The sequence below is a fragment of the Microvirga aerophila genome (assembly GCF_003332305.1).
Taxonomy (GTDB): domain Bacteria; phylum Pseudomonadota; class Alphaproteobacteria; order Rhizobiales; family Beijerinckiaceae; genus Microvirga; species Microvirga aerophila.
In genome coordinates, this window is sequence record NZ_QOIO01000058.1 from 1 (window position 1) to 14,863 (window position 14,863).

At 66.9% G+C, this 14,863-nt stretch carries 20 protein-coding genes and 1 pseudogene; 7 read left to right on the forward strand and 14 right to left on the reverse strand.

Annotated elements, in window-relative coordinates; genetic code table 11:
* From DRB19_RS23885 to DRB19_RS23900, 3 genes are all read left to right on the forward strand, one after another.
* Positions 1-249 (forward strand): integrase core domain-containing protein (locus tag DRB19_RS23885; RefSeq protein WP_210207522.1); only part of this gene is annotated, 249 nt, incomplete at its 5' end.
* Between the two features lie 270 nt (positions 250-519).
* Positions 520-1,263 (forward strand): hypothetical protein, encoded by a 744-nt coding sequence (locus DRB19_RS23895; RefSeq protein WP_114188526.1) that lies wholly within the window; start codon positions 520-522, stop codon positions 1,261-1,263.
* Positions 1,264-1,548: 285 nt separating this feature from the next.
* Positions 1,549-2,148: a M15 family metallopeptidase gene (locus DRB19_RS23900; RefSeq protein ID WP_162815832.1), complete on the forward strand. Its 600-nt coding sequence runs from the start codon at positions 1,549-1,551 to the stop codon at positions 2,146-2,148.
* A 284-nt stretch (positions 2,149-2,432) separates the two neighbouring features.
* On the opposite strand, the gene DRB19_RS23905 is transcribed toward DRB19_RS23900, so the two are convergent.
* The 5 genes from DRB19_RS23905 to DRB19_RS23925 all read right to left on the reverse strand — a co-directional run bounded on the left by DRB19_RS23905 (position 2,433) and on the right by DRB19_RS23925 (position 6,458).
* Positions 2,433-3,062: an FMN-dependent NADH-azoreductase gene (locus DRB19_RS23905; protein ID WP_114188528.1), complete on the reverse strand. Its 630-nt coding sequence runs from the start codon at positions 3,060-3,062 to the stop codon at positions 2,433-2,435.
* 225 nt (positions 3,063-3,287) lie between these two features.
* Positions 3,288-3,503, reverse strand: a complete 216-nt coding sequence (locus DRB19_RS23910; protein WP_114188529.1) for a dodecin — start codon at positions 3,501-3,503, stop codon at positions 3,288-3,290.
* Positions 3,504-3,731: 228 nt separating this feature from the next.
* Positions 3,732-4,193 carry a DoxX family protein gene (locus DRB19_RS23915; protein ID WP_114188558.1) on the reverse strand — a complete coding sequence of 154 codons (462 nt, stop codon included), beginning with the start codon at positions 4,191-4,193 and terminating at the stop codon, positions 3,732-3,734.
* A 225-nt stretch (positions 4,194-4,418) separates the two neighbouring features.
* On the reverse strand, positions 4,419-5,483 hold the full coding sequence (locus DRB19_RS23920) for a maleylacetate reductase (protein ID WP_114188530.1): 1,065 nt from the start codon (positions 5,481-5,483) through the stop codon (positions 4,419-4,421).
* 33 nt (positions 5,484-5,516) lie between these two features.
* Positions 5,517-6,458 (reverse strand): LysR family transcriptional regulator, encoded by a 942-nt coding sequence (locus DRB19_RS23925; protein ID WP_210207523.1) that lies wholly within the window; start codon positions 6,456-6,458, stop codon positions 5,517-5,519.
* Between the two features lie 211 nt (positions 6,459-6,669).
* On the opposite strand from DRB19_RS23925, the gene DRB19_RS23930 reads away from it, so the two are divergent.
* From DRB19_RS23930 to DRB19_RS23940, 4 genes and pseudogenes are all read left to right on the forward strand, one after another.
* On the forward strand, positions 6,670-7,341 hold the full coding sequence (locus DRB19_RS23930; protein ID WP_210207525.1) for a hydrolase: 672 nt from the start codon (positions 6,670-6,672) through the stop codon (positions 7,339-7,341).
* Between the two features lie 100 nt (positions 7,342-7,441).
* Positions 7,442-7,687 (forward strand): annotated as a pseudogene (locus tag DRB19_RS31955) (c-type cytochrome); the annotation flags it as partial.
* Between the two features lie 100 nt (positions 7,688-7,787).
* Positions 7,788-7,970: a hypothetical protein gene (locus DRB19_RS31280; protein ID WP_245439787.1), complete on the forward strand. Its 183-nt coding sequence runs from the start codon at positions 7,788-7,790 to the stop codon at positions 7,968-7,970.
* Between the two features lie 81 nt (positions 7,971-8,051).
* A complete protein-coding gene (locus DRB19_RS23940; protein ID WP_147022208.1) occupies positions 8,052-8,240 on the forward strand; it encodes a hypothetical protein in 189 nt (62 codons plus the stop codon).
* A gap of 76 nt (positions 8,241-8,316) precedes the next feature.
* On the opposite strand, the gene DRB19_RS23945 is transcribed toward DRB19_RS23940, so the two are convergent.
* The 9 genes from DRB19_RS23945 to DRB19_RS23985 form a co-directional block, all read right to left on the reverse strand.
* Positions 8,317-9,033, reverse strand: coding sequence for a YoaK family protein (locus DRB19_RS23945; RefSeq protein ID WP_114188534.1), 717 nt, complete (start codon positions 9,031-9,033; stop codon positions 8,317-8,319).
* A 4-nt stretch (positions 9,034-9,037) separates the two neighbouring features.
* Positions 9,038-9,733 carry a TMEM175 family protein gene (locus tag DRB19_RS23950; protein ID WP_114188535.1) on the reverse strand — a complete coding sequence of 232 codons (696 nt, stop codon included), beginning with the start codon at positions 9,731-9,733 and terminating at the stop codon, positions 9,038-9,040.
* 16 nt (positions 9,734-9,749) lie between these two features.
* Positions 9,750-11,276 (reverse strand): alginate export family protein, encoded by a 1,527-nt coding sequence (locus DRB19_RS23955; RefSeq protein ID WP_210207524.1) that lies wholly within the window; start codon positions 11,274-11,276, stop codon positions 9,750-9,752.
* A gap of 71 nt (positions 11,277-11,347) precedes the next feature.
* Positions 11,348-11,635: a YciI family protein gene (locus tag DRB19_RS23960; protein WP_114188536.1), complete on the reverse strand. Its 288-nt coding sequence runs from the start codon at positions 11,633-11,635 to the stop codon at positions 11,348-11,350.
* 61 nt (positions 11,636-11,696) lie between these two features.
* Entirely contained in the window at positions 11,697-12,347 is a 651-nt protein-coding gene (locus DRB19_RS23965; RefSeq protein WP_114188537.1) for a hydrolase, read from the reverse strand.
* Positions 12,348-12,380: 33 nt separating this feature from the next.
* Entirely contained in the window at positions 12,381-12,545 is a 165-nt protein-coding gene (locus DRB19_RS23970; RefSeq protein WP_114188538.1) for a DUF1427 family protein, read from the reverse strand.
* 3 nt (positions 12,546-12,548) lie between these two features.
* A complete protein-coding gene (locus DRB19_RS23975) occupies positions 12,549-12,791 on the reverse strand; it encodes a DUF1427 family protein (protein ID WP_114188539.1) in 243 nt (80 codons plus the stop codon).
* A complete protein-coding gene (locus tag DRB19_RS23980; protein WP_114188540.1) occupies positions 12,788-14,440 on the reverse strand; it encodes an MFS transporter in 1,653 nt (550 codons plus the stop codon). The genes DRB19_RS23975 and DRB19_RS23980 overlap by 4 nt, the downstream gene beginning before the upstream one ends.
* The gene (locus DRB19_RS23985; protein WP_114188541.1) at positions 14,437-14,862 is read right to left on the reverse strand and encodes a DoxX family protein; all 426 of its coding nucleotides are present in this window, start codon (positions 14,860-14,862) and stop codon (positions 14,437-14,439) included. The genes DRB19_RS23980 and DRB19_RS23985 overlap by 4 nt, the downstream gene beginning before the upstream one ends.
* Position 14,863 lies beyond the last annotated feature (1 nt).

Genomic DNA, 14,863 nt, shown 5'->3' on the forward strand with positions numbered 1-14,863 from the left:
GAGCGCTGGCACCAGACGCTCAAGAACCGCATTCTGCTGGAGAACTACTTCCTGCCGGGTGATCTGGAGGCGCAGATCGAGGCCTTTGTGACGCATTACAATCACCGGCGCTACCACGAGAGCCTCGACAATCTCACACCGGCCGACGTCTACTTCGGGCGCGGAGAAACCGTTTTGATGGAACGCGAAAGGATCAAACGACAGACTATCCAAACCCGCCGCTTGCAGCACCAGATGCAGGCCGCCTAATCTGAAACCCAGATGAGCCAGAGCCTCCCTTAGATCACATCACCCGCTGTCTCAAAAACTCTGACGACAGACAGTCTCTCATGCTGCCGGCGCACGCCGGCAGATCCGTCTTCATCTTGAATCCTCCCTCATCAAGGATCTCAAGCGGGCAGCCGTCGATCTTGAGACCTCTGCATCCGCCATCGCGAACGAGGCGGTCGATGCGTGGCTGCGTGCCCGCAGCCTCAGACGCGACGACGTCCACATGGGTAGCCAGCCGGAGGCCGGACGATGACCGGTTCCGCAACGCCTTTAGGCTTCGACCTGCTGTCAAACCCGTTCGCGATCCTCGGCGTGAAGATGACGGCTGATGCCCGCGAGATCGAGGATGCCTTTGGGGACGCAGTCGCGGACGAAGTCGCCCCCGAGCAGGATCTTCAGCGGGCCCGCCAGGTATTGATGACACCGCGCATCAGGCTGGAAGCCGAGGTCTCCTTCCTGCTCGACGTTGATCCTGGGACCGTCCAGGAGGTTCTGAAAATTCTGAAATCGTCGGTGCTCGCGCCGGATGCGGCAGCCGCACTCTCGACGAAGCTCCACTCGCTCCCACGCTCGAACTTCCTGGCACATGTCCACGCGCGAGTGCCGGCTGACGGATCCGCACTTGCAGCATTGCTCCAGGCGCAGGCAGCGGCGGCCCCAGGCGCCGTCCTCGACGCCATCAACGATGCCCGCGAGGCTGCTGGCATGGTCAAGGCCGATCGCGAGGCGGTCGCCCAGGCGCTGCGAGAGCTCTTCGAGACCCAGGCCAAGGCGGCCCTTGCCACTTTCAAGAACCCGGACACGGCGGCGGAGGCGGTCACCAAGGCGATAGAGCCGCTGCTTGGGGCATCGGACCCGGTCCTGGCGGAACGCCTCGACGTGTTCATGAGCGCGTACGGGCAGATCTCGGACCCCGAGCTCTCGCGCCGGCTCGAAGCCATCCGTGCGGCTTGTGAACGGCTGAAGGAGAGACCGAAGGATCCGGGAAGATGATGCACTCATGACGCATACCTCACGAATCCCTGCGCGCCCGGCCGCCGGACTGGCGGACAGGTTGGCCAGAGACGCGGCCCGCCGCTCGCGCGACGGACCGCTTCAGGTTGATGGACGATGCAGCATCTGAGAACGAAAAGTGAACATACAGCTTGGCCGTGTCAACGACGCGAAAGGAGTAGGCACTTCGTCCTATACAGCCGGCGCCTGCGTCCGTGTGGTGCCATCTGGCGCGGCGCGGCCTGCCTTAGTTCGGTACCATCCTGTTGCCACGGTTGCGCTTCCATGACGCGCCACCGCCACTCGCTCCTGTTCGGCTTGTTCATCGCCGTGCCTGTCTGCCTGGGCGCAAACGCAGTAGCTCAACCCGTCGGCAATGGTGGCACGAGAACGGCCGTCAACCGCCCCGTCCCAGCAATCCACGGGCCGGAGGGCGTCTACGCGAAGATCCCCGCACGAGATGAATATGGGCGGGATCAACTGGCAATGTTCCGGGTCTGGAACCCGGACCCGGTGGGAAACCACCAGGCCAACCTCCAAGCCCTCCACCCGGTGCTGGCGCGCGTGGTGCGGAAGACGCAGGCCGACAATCCAGGCCTTCCCTTCGTCATCGGCTCGGGATTGCGTGGCGGCAAGTTGCAACGGAAGGCTGTTGCCTGGGGGTGGTCGAAGACCGAGGACAGCGCACACCGGCTCGGCCTCGCGGTCGATTTGTGGCCGCTCGACCCGGACGGCCATGTCTTCTTTGATCCGACGACCCAGAACCGGATCGCCGTGGCGGTGAGGAAGGCCGCCGCCGAACTGGGTGCGCCAATCCGGTGGGGTGGCCGCTTTCACGGGTTCAAGGACACGGACCGCTCGCATTTCGAGCTTGCGCCGCCATAACTGGAATGGCTGCCTTGCAGATGCCTGGCGCCAGACCCGGAGGCTGGGCCCTATCAGAGGAAGAGCGGGAGGTAGAGCACGCCGACCGTCCCGGCGAGCACGATCACGGCGGCGATGGTGGCTCCCAGCGAGCCTTGGTCATTGTTACGGTCCATGTGGTCCACCCCGCAGAGTTTACGCCGTTCCGGCCGGGACGGCGTGGGGAGGGAAGCAGGGCACCGTCGGCGCCCCGCACCCCATCACGCTGGTTTGTCAAACAGATGCCGGTCTGGCGCACCCTGGCGTCAGGCCGCGACGGCGAGGGCTGTCCCGGTCAGGCGCTCGATCTCGGCCTTCGCGCCATCGATGGCTTGGTCGCGGATCTCCGGCCCGAAGGCCAGACGCTCCGCCCGCACGAAGGAGACGTCGCTGATGCCGATGAAGCCGAGCATGGTGCGCAGATGCGGCTCCTGCGCGTCCATGGTCTGGGCCGGCCCCTCGCTGTAGAGCCCGCCGCGGCTTTCCACCACGATGGCGCGCTTGCCCGTCACGAGCCCCTCTGGGCCGGCCTCGGTGTAGCGGAAGGTCAGGCCGGCGCGCAGCACGTAGTCGAACCAGGCCTTGAGCGTCGACGGGATGCCGAAGTTGTACATCGGCGCGCCGATCACGATCACGTCGGCGGCCTTGAGCTCGCTGATGAGTTCGTTCGACAGCGCCTGGGCGGCCGCCTGTTCCTGGTTCACCGGGTCGGCGCCGCGCAGGGCAGTGGCGGATTCCAGGGTCAGGTGCGGGATCGGGTTGGCGCCGAGATCACGCGTCACGACGCGGAGGCCGGGATCCTGCGCACGCAGGTCGGCCACGGCGCGCTCGACGAGTTGCCGGGACACGGAGGCCGCGCCGCTGGCGCTGCTGTTGAGGACGAGAACGGTGGACATGAAATCCCTCCAAGGGCCGTTTGTGGTGCTGATGGAGGGAAGGTAATGGTTCTTGTACCGGACATAATCCCCTGAGTTTCGAACACACTGTTCGATATCAGGAAACATCGCGGAGTGGCCCCTCGCGGTCGCAATGCTGCTGAAAAGCGGCGGCCAAGCCGCCGTCTGGCAGCTCACGCAATCAGGCTTCCCAAGGCATGATGCGGTGCGGGTCCACCGGGGAAATCAGGCGCCGCCCACAAGCCTGAACCCGGCCTTGAGCACGACCTGATATTGGCGGACCTCGCCGTCCTCGACATGGCCGCGGGTCTGGACGACCTCGAACCAGCGCAGGTTCCTGAGGGTCTGGTCCGCCCGCTTGATGGCCGTCTGGATGGCATCCTCGATGCTGGTGGGCGACGAGCCCACGAGCTCCACCACCTTGTAGACATGATCACTCATCGGGCGCTCCCGCTGGCTTTGCCGGACTGGATCTAGCGCGCCGCATCCGGCCGTCGACCGGACGGGCCGCGAACGGCGTAGTCAGTGCAGGAACACAAGCCAGCCGACCAGGGCCGGGGGCGCAACGATGCCGAGAAGGAAGGATGCGATGCGGGCGATCATGACAGGCCACCTGGATACACGGGACGGGGGCGTCACGTGCAGGGTGTTCAGTCCCGGGCCGGTTGATCAGGCCTGGCCGCGGGCCGTCTGCAGGCCGGGTTCCTTGGGCGTGCCCGCGCGTCGGAGGAACCGCGATGGTACGCTGTAGGCGCCCGGACCGCTCACGAAGTAGAACAGCAAGCCACCGATGATGGCGACGTTCTTGAAGAACTGCGTCTGCTGGGCCTGCTGCGCGGCCTCGGGAAAGGTCCAGAAGCTGTGGCTGATCAGGGTCGCGACAACCGTGAAGGCGATCAGCAGCAACGCCGTGAGGCGTGGGAACACGCCGAGCACCAGGGCAATTGGGCCGATGATCTCGGCGGCGACCCCGAGCGCAGCCAGAAGCTCCGGGAAGGGCACGCCCTTTCCGGCGAGCGACGCGGCGAACCCGGACAGGCCGAACAGCTTGCCGATGCCGGCCGGAAGGAAGAGGGCGGCGACGGCCAGGCGCGCGGTGAGCAGCGCCACATCATTGGTGCGGGCGATCATGACATTTTCCGTCATGGGATGGTCGTGGGAGGCCCCTGAAAGACGGGCCGCCCCGAGGAGCGGCCCGAAGTTTCGGGAGGAACTTTGGAGGGCCGTCACAGGCAGCACCGCCGCTGACGACACGAGGAATTATGATTTCGCGGGCCGGCCGAAACAACCGGACCCTGCCTGTCACGGCGCAATCCTGGGATTGCACGGGCGCACATCACAAAACCGTCAGGCGTATCACGCCCGGGGCGGATCGCCGTTCCAGGCCCGGGTCAGCAGATCGCGCAGCCCGACCTCCTCGATGGGGCGGGGGTTCCAATAGGGAGATGCCACCGCAGCCTTGACGGCCTGCCCGATCCCATCCGCCGGCATGCCGATGTCCCGCAGCGCCTGTTTCGCGCCCAGGCGCCCCGCCAGGGCAAACAGGCCCTGCGCGGCGTCCGACGTCCCCAAGGCCCGCGCGATGCGCTCCATGGCCTCGGGCGCGGCCGGCGCGTTGTAGGCGACAGCGTGCGGCAGGACGATGGTGTGGGTCTCGGCGTGTGGCAGGTCGAAGCTTCCGCCGAGCACGTGACACAGCTTGTGGTGCAGGGCCATGCCGACCGCCCCGAGGCACGCGCCGCACAGCCACGCGCCGTAGAGGGCATCGGTCCGGGCCTCATTGTCCTGCGGATCGCCGACAATCTTCGGCAGCGCCTGAGCAAGGCTCCGGATGCCGTCCTCCGCCATCAGCGAGGTCACCGGGTTGCGGTCCCGGGCGTACAGCGCCTCGACCGCGTGGGCCATGGCGTTCACCCCCGACGTCGCGGCAATCGCCGGTGGCAGTCCCAGCGTGAGGTCGACGTCGTAGATGACGACCTCCGGCAGCACCTTCGGGGTCCGTTGCGTCGTCTTCACGCCGTCCTGGGTCTCGCCCAGGATCGGCGTCATCTCGGAACCGGCATAGGTGGTCGGGAGCACGATCTGCGGCAGGTCGGTGCGCAGCGCGATGGCCTTGCCGAGCCCGGTCGTCGAGCCGCCTCCGACTGCCACGACGGCATCGGCCCCGAGTTCTTCGACCACCTGCAGCGCCTTCTCGGTGACATTGACCGGTGTGTGCATGACGGCGCCGGCATGGACACCGACGGCGAGATCCCCCAGCAGGGCTGCGATCTCACGCGCCTGCGCCTCGCCGCGGCCGGGCGTAGACAGGACGAGGACCCGGCGCACTCCGAGGCGCTCGGCCTCTGCCCGGAGCTGACCGACAGTGCCGGACCCGAACACCACGCGGGTGGGAAGGGCTTCGTAGACAAAGGGTTGCATGGCTCGTTCCTTCAGCATGGGTCCCGACGACGATCAGACCGCTTGGGTCCGGAACCGCTCCAGCGGCAGGTCCCGGTCCCAGTACGGATCCCGGCCGAGCGACTTCGACAGGTGGTCGAGGAACGCCCGCACCTTGAGCACGTTGTTGCGCCCTGGCGGCATCACGGCGAAGAAGGCTGGCTCGACCACCGACCAGTCGCACAGGACGGGCTTGAGCGTGCCGGCCCGCAACGCCTCGTGGGCGATGAAGGTCGGCGACAAGGTGATGCCGTGGCCTTCGACGGCGGCCTGCATCAGGACCTCGCCGTTGTTGCCCCACAGCCGGCCGTCGACGCGCACATCCTCCCGCACACCGTCGCGCTCGAAGCTCCACGTGCCGTGCCGGGAGAGATAGTCGTAGACGAGGCAATCGTGGTGTTCGAGGTCGTGCGGGTGCTGCGGCTCGCCCCGGCGCTCCAGGTAGGCGGGCGAGGCGCAGGTCACCATGCGGGCCGGCGCCAGGTGCTTCGCGATCAGCGACGAGTCGTCGAGGCGGCGGATGCGGATCGCGATGTCGTAGCCCTCCTCGACCACGTTCACGACGCGGTCGTCCAACGTCAGCTCGACCTCAACGTCCGGGCACTGCTTGAGGAAGTCGCTCACGATGCGCCCGAGATGCAGGACACCGAACGACATCGGCGCGTTTACGCGCAAGGTGCCGCGGGGGCTGGTGGTCGAGGCCCGGATGTCCTGCTCGGCCGTGTCCAGCAGGCCGAACAGGGTCGTCGCGGTCGCATTCAAGGTCTGGCCCGCCTCGGTCAGGCTGAGCTGGCGGGTGGTGCGGTTGAGCAGCTTGACCCCGAGCTCCGCCTCCAGGTCGGCGATGTGCTTGCTGGCCATGCCCCGCGAGATCCCGAGCTTGTCGGCCGCCCGGGCGAAGCTGCCAAGCGCGGCGATGGTGGCGAACGTCTTCAGGGCAATGAGGTCACGGATCACGGATGCCTCCAGGCGAAACGGTCTGGATCCCTATATGGCACCACCATTGTTCAATGGGAACGTACAGACAGTTCAAAACAACCAGAATTGTTCGAGCGGAGGAAATCAAGCATCTCTGGGAACGACGAGGCGCACACAACGACCAGCCTCTGAAGGAGATAAAACCATGCGTTTCTCAAGCGTTCTCAAGGCCCTTGCCGTTCTGTTGCCGATGGGCCTCGGCATCGCCGCTCCGGCCGAAGCCGCCCCGCCGGCCAAGAGCCTGCTCACCCCCGACAACCACGTTCTCGTGCTCGTCGACCACCAGCCGCAGATGGCCTTCGCCACCCGCTCCATGGACATCGGCGAGCTGCGGAACAACGTGACCGGCCTCGCCAAGTCGGCTAGGGCCTTCAACGTTCCCACGATCCTGACCACGGTCGCCGAGAAGTCGTTCAGCGGCCCGATCTTCCCCGAGGTCCAGGCCGTGTTCCAGGGCCAGAAGCCCATCGACCGCACCACGATGAACACCTGGGAGGACCAGCGCGTCGTCGACGTCGTGCAGAAGACCGGCAAGAAGAAGATTGTGATGGCGGCCCTGTGGACCGAGGTCTGCGGCGTGCTGCCGGCGCTCTCGGCCCTGGAGCAGGGCTACGAGGTTTACTTCGTGACCGACGCCTCCGGCGGCGTCTCGAAGGAGGCCCACGACATGGCCGTGCAGCGCATGGTCCAGGCCGGCGCCAAGCCGATCACCTGGGTGCAGTACCTGCTTGAGCTGCAGCGCGACTGGGCACGCGGCGCGACCTATGCGGCCGTGATGGACATCGCCAAGGAGCACGGCGGCGGCTACGGCCTCGGCATCATCTACGCCGGCGCGATGTTCGGCGGCAAGGAAGGCCACTGACCCGCGAACCCGGGCGGCCACCCAGGAGGTGGCCGCCTCTCTCCTGCGTGCGTCATACGAGCCGTGTGGCGCCGTTGACGTTTCCCTGGGGCGAAGATCGATGCGTCGTGTCACTTTCATCCTTGCGGCCTTGGTTGTGTCCGCCGTGCCAGCCTTGGCCGAGCCACGCTCCGGCGCACAGCTTTACCAGGACCATTGCGCCGCCTGTCATCACCCGTCGAACGTGATGGTGAGCTCTCCGAAGGCGGGGTCGACCCGCGACTGGGCCCCTCGACTTGAGAAAGGTCTGCCCGCGCTGACCCAATCGGCCATCCAAGGTGTCGAGGCCATGCCGCCGAAGGGCAACTGCGAGGACTGCACCCGTCCGAGATCGAGGCCACCATCCGCTTCATGGCCGAAATCAAGACTCCCTGACCCCCGCCGCCCCTGCATCCACAACGGATGCCATGGAACCAAACTGCACCGAGGCCCATCCCATCATGTTGTCCCACCTGACCCGCCTTGTTCTCCTGATTGTCGTGTGCTCCGCAATTGGCGGATGTCACAGGACCTCGTTCGGCAAGGCGATTGGCTATCCGGTGCCGCCCCCGAAGAGCGATCTGTGGTCGGACCAAGCCTCCGGCCAGTGACTGTCGTGAGTTGACGGGCCGGACCATCGGGAGGAGAATTTCACCGTCAACGGCATCATGCTTCCTCCGAAGGAGGCAACCATGTTCGAACAAGCTGTCCAATTCAGCGAGGCGTTCCGTCAGGGCGCAAGCCAGATGCAGGGGGCACTGGTACCCGCTCTCAAGGGTTGCCCGCACTGCAACACCGTCCAGATGATCGCGGCACCGTCCTTGGGCACCTGCGCCGATTGTGGCGCCGAGATGAAGGTGTCGGGCCCGGCACAAGCCTGACCATCGACGAACCTCCGATCCAAGGCCCGTCTCCTCGCCGGGCCGCCTCGGATGAGGTTCACGGTCGGAACGGACGCTATGGACCGTCGGGCTGTGCGGCGTTCGCCCGCGACGCCGGATGCGCCGCATAGGCGAGTGTCACGCCGAGGACCACGGCCCCCGTGAGGACGAGCGGGACGACCAGCCCGCTCATGCGGACGAGCACCGCGCCGATCACGGCCCCCACGAAGATCGCCACCACGGCGGCGACGCGGCGGCGCCAGTTCCGATTTTCCCCGCCCGACAGCGAGGAGTCGGCGGCAAGCCCGGTCAGGGTCAGCGTCAGGACGGTCGTCGTCAGGTCCGGCACCTTCAGGCGGCGGACGGTGGCATTGCGCAGGCCCATCGCGAGGGCGGTCAGGCCGATCAACGTGAACAGCCGGGATGCCGGTGACAGGCTTTCTGGGTCGTACCCGAGCGCCACCACCGCGGCGGCCCAGAACAGGATGGCCTCGACCGCCGCGACGGTCAGCAGCCACTGCCTGCGGGTCATTTGGGCGAAGGCGTTGGCCACCCATCCGCCAACCAGGGCGCCGGCGAGGAACGCCAGGAGCGCCATGACGTAGCGGGGGACCTCGAACCCCGGCGCCCCGCCGACGGCAAAGCCCAGGAAGACCGTGTTCCCTGTCATGTTGGCGACGAACACCTGTCCCAGCCCCAGGACGCTCACCGCGTCGACCAAGCCGGTGACGGCGGAGAGGACGATGAGAACCAGGGGGAGGGGATCCTTCGGGTCGGCGATGGGGGGTGCCATGTTGCTACTCCTTGGACCAGCCGGGGCGGACAGGTGCGGGCGCGACGTGTGCCGGGGCCTCGCCATCATGACGATAGACAGGCGTCCTCGGCGGCAGGAGGTAGAGGAGCGTCAAACCCGTGCACAGCGCCATGCCCCACCTGTGGTCGATCACCGCGACCGCGACGGCGAGGGCGTAGACGGCGACCGACCCGATGAACTGGAGGGTCAGCTTGCGCAGGAAGCCCGGATCCAACTCGCGCCTGACCAGCCGGCGGTCATGGCAGGCATAAAGCCAGACGGCGAGCCATGCGGCGGTCGGGAGCAGCAGGCCGATTGCATAAAACGTGACCGCCACCGGGCGGCTCGCCTCGTCCGGCCAGTGCGTTCCGAGGATGTGGGTCGGGAACGGCAGGAACGCGATGAACATGAGGAGCAGGAGATTGAGCAGGTTGAGGCCATGATCGGTTTCGGCAAAGAGCTTGAACAGGTAGTGATGGTTGGCCCAGTAGATGCCGATCATCGCGAAGCTGAGGACATAGGCGAAGTAGGACGGCCAGAGCCCCAGGATCGCGCTCAGCAGGCCGGCGGCGTCCGATCCTTCCCGGGCGGGGATCCTGAGATCCAGGATCAGCAGCGTGATCGCGATGGCGAAGACGCCGTCGCTGAACGCCTCGATGCGCTGCGTGCTCCGCTCCGTGCCGCCGTTCGGGTGGTCCATTCTCCCCTCTGCGCGATCAGAATTTCACGACGGTCTCGAACCCGACGAAGTGGGTCGTCTTGGACGGGCCCGTGTCCTCGACGAACGGTCCTACCGAAAACACAGAGTAGGCCAGTTCCGCACTGAACCAGCGCGTGGGTTCCCATCCGAGGACCAGGTCGGCCTGGGTTCCGATGTAGCGGGCCCGGCTGTTGTCCGAGGGCCGCACCAGTCGGCCACCGGGGTCGTAGATGCCGTCACCCAGGCTTTCGCGCCAATAGAACACCGCGGCCCCCGACAGCGTCCACTGATCGTTGAGGTGAAGGGTCAGAGTGGGATGGAGGTCGATCAGGTTGTAGGGACCGAGCAGACCGGCTTCGCCAAAGTACTTTCCCCTCGGGAACAGCGGGTTGAAGGTTTGCAGGTTCGGATTGTTCGGGTTGCGGTCGCCGCTGATGATGTTCGCCCTCAGGCCGACCCGCGGGCTGAAGGTGACATCCTCGAAGGTGTAACCGGTGTCGGAGGCGACCGACCACGCCCGGATGTTGCCGCCGTCGAAGCTGCCGAACTGGAACATCCCCTCGAAGTTCCAGTCCCAGCCCTGCGCCTTGCCGAAGAACCGGCTGCCGAGCGTGTGCCGAAGCTCGTCCCCGCTGCCCTGGTTGAACTCCGCGTCGGTGTTGCGGTAGCCGATGTAGTAGAGGTCCAGCCCTGACGTGGGGCTGATCTCATCCAGGGCGCGGGTGGCGTAGACCGACCACACCGACTGATCCTCGTTGAAGCGGTCGTTGAAGCTGTCGACCTTGTTCCGCACCGGCCGCGCGTAGAAGGTGTCGACACGCCAAGCGCCTGTTTCGACCGACGCCAAGCCCGCGTCGAAGGAGCGGAGCACGTTCGGCCCATACCGCAGGCTGATCAGGCGCTCGGAGCCGTACGACAGCAGCTGCCGTCCCCCGCGCAGGGTCAGATTGGCGTCCTGGCTCAACGGCAGCCTGAGCTCGCCGAAGCCCTGGAGAAACTCGATCCCAGTCTCGTCGACCCCGGTGACGTCGGTTTCCTTGCCGGTCTCCCAAGCCCCGATCATCTGGCCGAACAGGCGCACGTTCGGCCCGAGATGCAGGTCGGCATAGGGCAGGACGCGGTACCATTGATAGTTGTCGACCGGGACCTCGCCCCAGTTGAAGTTCCAATAGGCCTCTTCCCTGACCCGGAGTTCCGCCCCGAGGGTCAGGTAGCTGGTCCCGGAGGCATCGAGCGGGATGTACTTGAACGGCTCCCACCAGGCTCCGGTCCGTTTGGATGGATCCCGCAGGTAGGAGTAGTCCTCCGTGTAGCGGAGGTTGGTCAGCTTCGGTGGCGCCGACGGGCTCTCCGCAGCGCTCTGCTCCCCGGACGGCTGGCCTTGCCCGCCGGATTGGGCGACGGCATCCGGAACCGTTGCCAGGACGGTCGCCAGAAGAATGGCGCCCGCAGCCGACGGTGGAACGGAGGGTCCGAACCGGGAGTGAGCCCTGGGATTTTTAGAACTCTCCGGGCCTGATGTGCCGTCCATCCTGCGAAGCATGCCTCCCTCCCTCGACCCGTTATCATTGCGCCGGGCGTGATCGCCTCCGGCGGAGCACCCGAGCCGCACCCTTATCCCTGCCGGCGCACGAATCCGGTGATCGTGACCCGCTCCCAGATGCCGGCGTCATGGAAGAGATCGGCCCGGTTGAAGCGCTCGACCGTCGCCCGGTCGGGGGACTCGACCACAAATAGGCTCCCGATCATCGTCGTGCCGTCATCCGCGGTGAGGGGACCCGACATGACGATGCGGACGCCGTACGCGCTCGGATCAGTCAGGAACGCCTTGTGGGCATCATAGTGGGCGAGCCGAACATTCAGCGCACCGGGCTTGTCGAGTGCGTGGATCACAAACAGCATCGCGTAGCCCCTTCGGCTTCCGAACCTTCGGCGGACCGCCTCATCAATGCCAGGGCGCTCATCAATTCGAGGATCCGGCCGGGCTTGGTGGCTTGATCATGTCGCGGGCGTAGCTCAGGCCGATGCCGTATCCCCCGCCATAGGTCTCGACGATGGAGCGGGCGCCGTCATAGGTCTCGTGACGCGTCCAATCCCGTTGCAGTTCGAGCAGGACCTGGACCCAGGATGTCATGCGCGCTCCGGCGGATTCCATTCGACGGAGCGCAAGATCATGGCTTGTGGGGGTCAGACCTCCGCATGCGTCGCCTACCACGTACACCTCGTAACCCTCCGCCAAGGCCGAAAGCACCGTGAATGAGACGCAGGCCTCCGTCAGAAGACCGGAGACCAGCAGGCGCTTTCGACCAGAGCCCTCGACCGCGGCGCGAGCCGGCTCGTGCTCCCAGACATTCATGCTCCTTCGGTCGATTGCCTGCACATCCGGAATGACCTTCTGGATCGCAGGCATCAGAGGCCCGCTGTAGACCTTCGTCGCCGATGTCGAGGCAATGATGGGAAGACCAAACACAACCGCGGTCTGAGCCAGGGCGGCGGTATTGTTGAGCAGCGTTTGACGGTCCGTCGACTCCACCGCGAACGCCAGCCCCGCCTGATGGTCGATCAGCAGCAGAGCGCAGTCCGACGGAACAAGGAGGGATGATTTGTTTGTCATGATCTTCCTCTGCTCAATTGATGGCTGTCCGTTTCACGGCGCTCCGATGAGATGCCCGGTAAGGAGAAAGCCGACGGTCATTGAGATGACCAGGAGCGCGCCGACAATCTTTGGCGGGGCCGGCGACGGGATGTCGAACCAGCGGCAGAAGGCGCCGATCCCGAACGCCATCACGAGGCCCAAAGCGATCTGAAACATGGCTTACCCCACGGTTCGACGGGAGACATCGCGGGCGGTCCCGATGCCCGCATCCGATCCGCCGCAGTTCTCACGCTGCGTGGCCGGGCGGTGGGACGCGAGGCGGTCGACGACCTCGTAGCCGGCGGACATGGCCAGGACGAGAAGCGCTCCGGTGAGCGCCAGAGGCGCCGGCAGGGGCAACCCGACGAGGCGGCACACCACCCCGACGCCGAGCGCCAGCAGCAATCCGAGAACAATCTTCATGGCGTGGCCTCCTCTGTGGCGGGCGCTCCTGCCCGGCGCGGTTCAAGCGCCAGGAAATGCTGGACCACCGGGTCCTCAGGTCCCTGATGGAAACGGCGGGCCTCGGCCTGGATGTCGGCGTCGGCCTTGGACACACGCCGGTGCTGGCGCAGGTGCTCGGCCCAGGACTCGACGAAGAACCATTCGACCACGCGCTCAGGGTCGGCGGCATCCTCGGACACGCCCCAGGCGTAGGCGCCGTCGCGGCGGCGCTCCTCCGACAGCCGGTCGAGCGCCGCCAGGAAGGCGGGCCGGTCTGACCGCCGGATGCGGTAGGTCACGGTGATCATCACCGGCCCGCGGTCATGCGCCACCGGTTCGGCCAGCGCCGGCTCGGGCCAGTGCAGGGAGGGAGTGAGGTCGCCTTCGCCGCTCGGCAAGGCGGCGCGATAGGCGAGGCCGGCCACGACGGCCAATCCGGCGCCGGCGACGAGCAGGGCGGCGTCGGTGCCGATGGCTTGGGCCACGAAGCCCCAGCCCAAGCTGCCCGCCGCCATGGCGCCGTTGAACACTGTGAGGTAGATCGCCAGGCCTCGGCCGCGGATCCAGTTCGGCAGGATGCCCTGCGTGGTGGCGTTCAGGGTGGTCAGCATCGTGATCCAGGCGGTGCCGAGGACGAACGCGGCGACGACGCCCACCACCTCGAAGTCCGTGAGGGCCAGCAGCACGGTGGCGGCGGCCGTGACCAGCGAAGCCGCCAGCACCAGCCGATCTTGGCCGAGGCGGGCGCGAACCCGCGGCAGCAGGAGGGCGCCGGCAATCGCTCCGGCGCCGACGCTGCCGAGCATCAGGCCATAGAAACCGGGTCCGCCGCCGATCTTCTGGCGTGCCACGATGGGCAGGAGCGCCCAGACGGCGCTCGCGAAGGCGAAGAACACCGCCGCCCGCCAGAGCACGCGATGCAGCTCACGGCTGGCGCGGGCATAGCGCAGCCCCGCCCGCAGGGCGCCGCCGAACTGCTCCTGCAGGCCCTCGTCGGCCCCGGGGTCGCGCCGCCACCACAGCAGCCCGGCGATCACCACTACGTAGCTGAGGACGTCGATCCCGTAGACGGCGGCGGCCCCCAGTCCCGCAAGCAGGAAGCCGCCGAGCGCCGGACCGATGGAGCGGGCGATGTTGATGCCGAGGGAGTTGAGCGCCACCGCCCCCTTGATGTCGGAGCGGGGCACGAGTTCCGGCACGACGGCCTGCCAGGCCGGCGCCGCCAGCGCCGCGCCGACGCCGCCGAGGAAGGTGAGGGCAATCAGGCTCGCGACCGAGACCGTGCCGGTCCCCGCGAGAAAGGCGAGGGCGGTGCTCACCACCGCGAGGCCGATCTGGATGCCGATCAGAAAGCGGCGCCGGTCGAGGATGTCGGACAGGACGCCCGCCGGAATGGCGAGGAGGAAGACCGGCAGGGAGCCGGCCGCCTGGATCATCGCGACCGCGGCCGGCGAGGGGGAGAGGTCCGTGACCAGCCAGGCGGAGGCGACATCGCGCATGAAGGTGCCGATGTTGCCGAGCACGGTGACGGCCCAGATCACCGCAAAGAGGCGATGCCGCAGCGGCGCGAACCTGCCGGGAGGCGGAGCCGGTGTGCCTGTGGACGCCGTGGTCTCGGCCGCCCTCATTGGGGGGCACTCCGTCCGTTGACGAACAGCGCCGCCATCGCGAGCCCGCCGACGATGGCGACATGCTCGAAGAAGGTGGCGGTCTGGCGCCCCAGGTCCGGCCCCTCGAAGGCCCAGAATGGGTGCGCCAGGAGGGTCGCCACGACGGTGAAGCCCGCCAGGATCCCGGCGCCGAGCCAGCAATAACGGCGGGTCAGGAACAGGAGCGACCCGCCGAGCTGGGTGACGATCACCGCCGCCGCGAACAGTCCCGCCGGTCCGAGTCCCAGACCGGCCACCTCGTTCATGGCTCCGGAGAAGTCGAGGAGCTTCACGACGCCGCTGATCAGGAACGGCGCCGCGAGGGCGAGACGGGCGACGTAGTCGAGGGCCGGCAGCGCCAGCACCTGGGCAATCGGCCGAGGGACGGCGATATCACTCATG

Bases quoted from the DNA above. Each gene is read 5' to 3' on its own strand.
- DRB19_RS23895 (WP_114188526.1), top strand. From the start codon at position 520: ATGACCGGTTCCGCAACGCCTTTAGGCTTCGACCTGCTGTCAAACCCG.
- DRB19_RS23900 (WP_162815832.1), top strand. From the start codon at position 1,549: ATGACGCGCCACCGCCACTCGCTCCTGTTCGGCTTGTTCATCGCCGTG.
- DRB19_RS23905 (WP_114188528.1), bottom strand. From the start codon at position 3,062: ATGTCCACCGTTCTCGTCCTCAACAGCAGCGCCAGCGGCGCGGCCTCC.
- DRB19_RS23910 (WP_114188529.1), bottom strand. From the start codon at position 3,503: ATGAGTGATCATGTCTACAAGGTGGTGGAGCTCGTGGGCTCGTCGCCC.
- DRB19_RS23915 (WP_114188558.1), bottom strand. From the start codon at position 4,193: ATGATCGCCCGCACCAATGATGTGGCGCTGCTCACCGCGCGCCTGGCC.
- DRB19_RS23920 (WP_114188530.1), bottom strand. From the start codon at position 5,483: ATGCAACCCTTTGTCTACGAAGCCCTTCCCACCCGCGTGGTGTTCGGG.
- DRB19_RS23930 (WP_210207525.1), top strand. From the start codon at position 6,670: ATGGGCCTCGGCATCGCCGCTCCGGCCGAAGCCGCCCCGCCGGCCAAG.
- DRB19_RS31280 (WP_245439787.1), top strand. From the start codon at position 7,788: ATGGAACCAAACTGCACCGAGGCCCATCCCATCATGTTGTCCCACCTG.
- DRB19_RS23940 (WP_147022208.1), top strand. From the start codon at position 8,052: ATGTTCGAACAAGCTGTCCAATTCAGCGAGGCGTTCCGTCAGGGCGCA.
- DRB19_RS23945 (WP_114188534.1), bottom strand. From the start codon at position 9,033: ATGGCACCCCCCATCGCCGACCCGAAGGATCCCCTCCCCCTGGTTCTC.
- DRB19_RS23950 (WP_114188535.1), bottom strand. From the start codon at position 9,733: ATGGACCACCCGAACGGCGGCACGGAGCGGAGCACGCAGCGCATCGAG.
- DRB19_RS23955 (WP_210207524.1), bottom strand. From the start codon at position 11,276: ATGCTTCGCAGGATGGACGGCACATCAGGCCCGGAGAGTTCTAAAAAT.
- DRB19_RS23960 (WP_114188536.1), bottom strand. From the start codon at position 11,635: ATGCTGTTTGTGATCCACGCACTCGACAAGCCCGGTGCGCTGAATGTT.
- DRB19_RS23965 (WP_114188537.1), bottom strand. From the start codon at position 12,347: ATGACAAACAAATCATCCCTCCTTGTTCCGTCGGACTGCGCTCTGCTG.
- DRB19_RS23970 (WP_114188538.1), bottom strand. From the start codon at position 12,545: ATGTTTCAGATCGCTTTGGGCCTCGTGATGGCGTTCGGGATCGGCGCC.
- DRB19_RS23975 (WP_114188539.1), bottom strand. From the start codon at position 12,791: ATGAAGATTGTTCTCGGATTGCTGCTGGCGCTCGGCGTCGGGGTGGTG.
- DRB19_RS23980 (WP_114188540.1), bottom strand. From the start codon at position 14,440: ATGAGGGCGGCCGAGACCACGGCGTCCACAGGCACACCGGCTCCGCCT.
- DRB19_RS23985 (WP_114188541.1), bottom strand. From the start codon at position 14,862: ATGAGTGATATCGCCGTCCCTCGGCCGATTGCCCAGGTGCTGGCGCTG.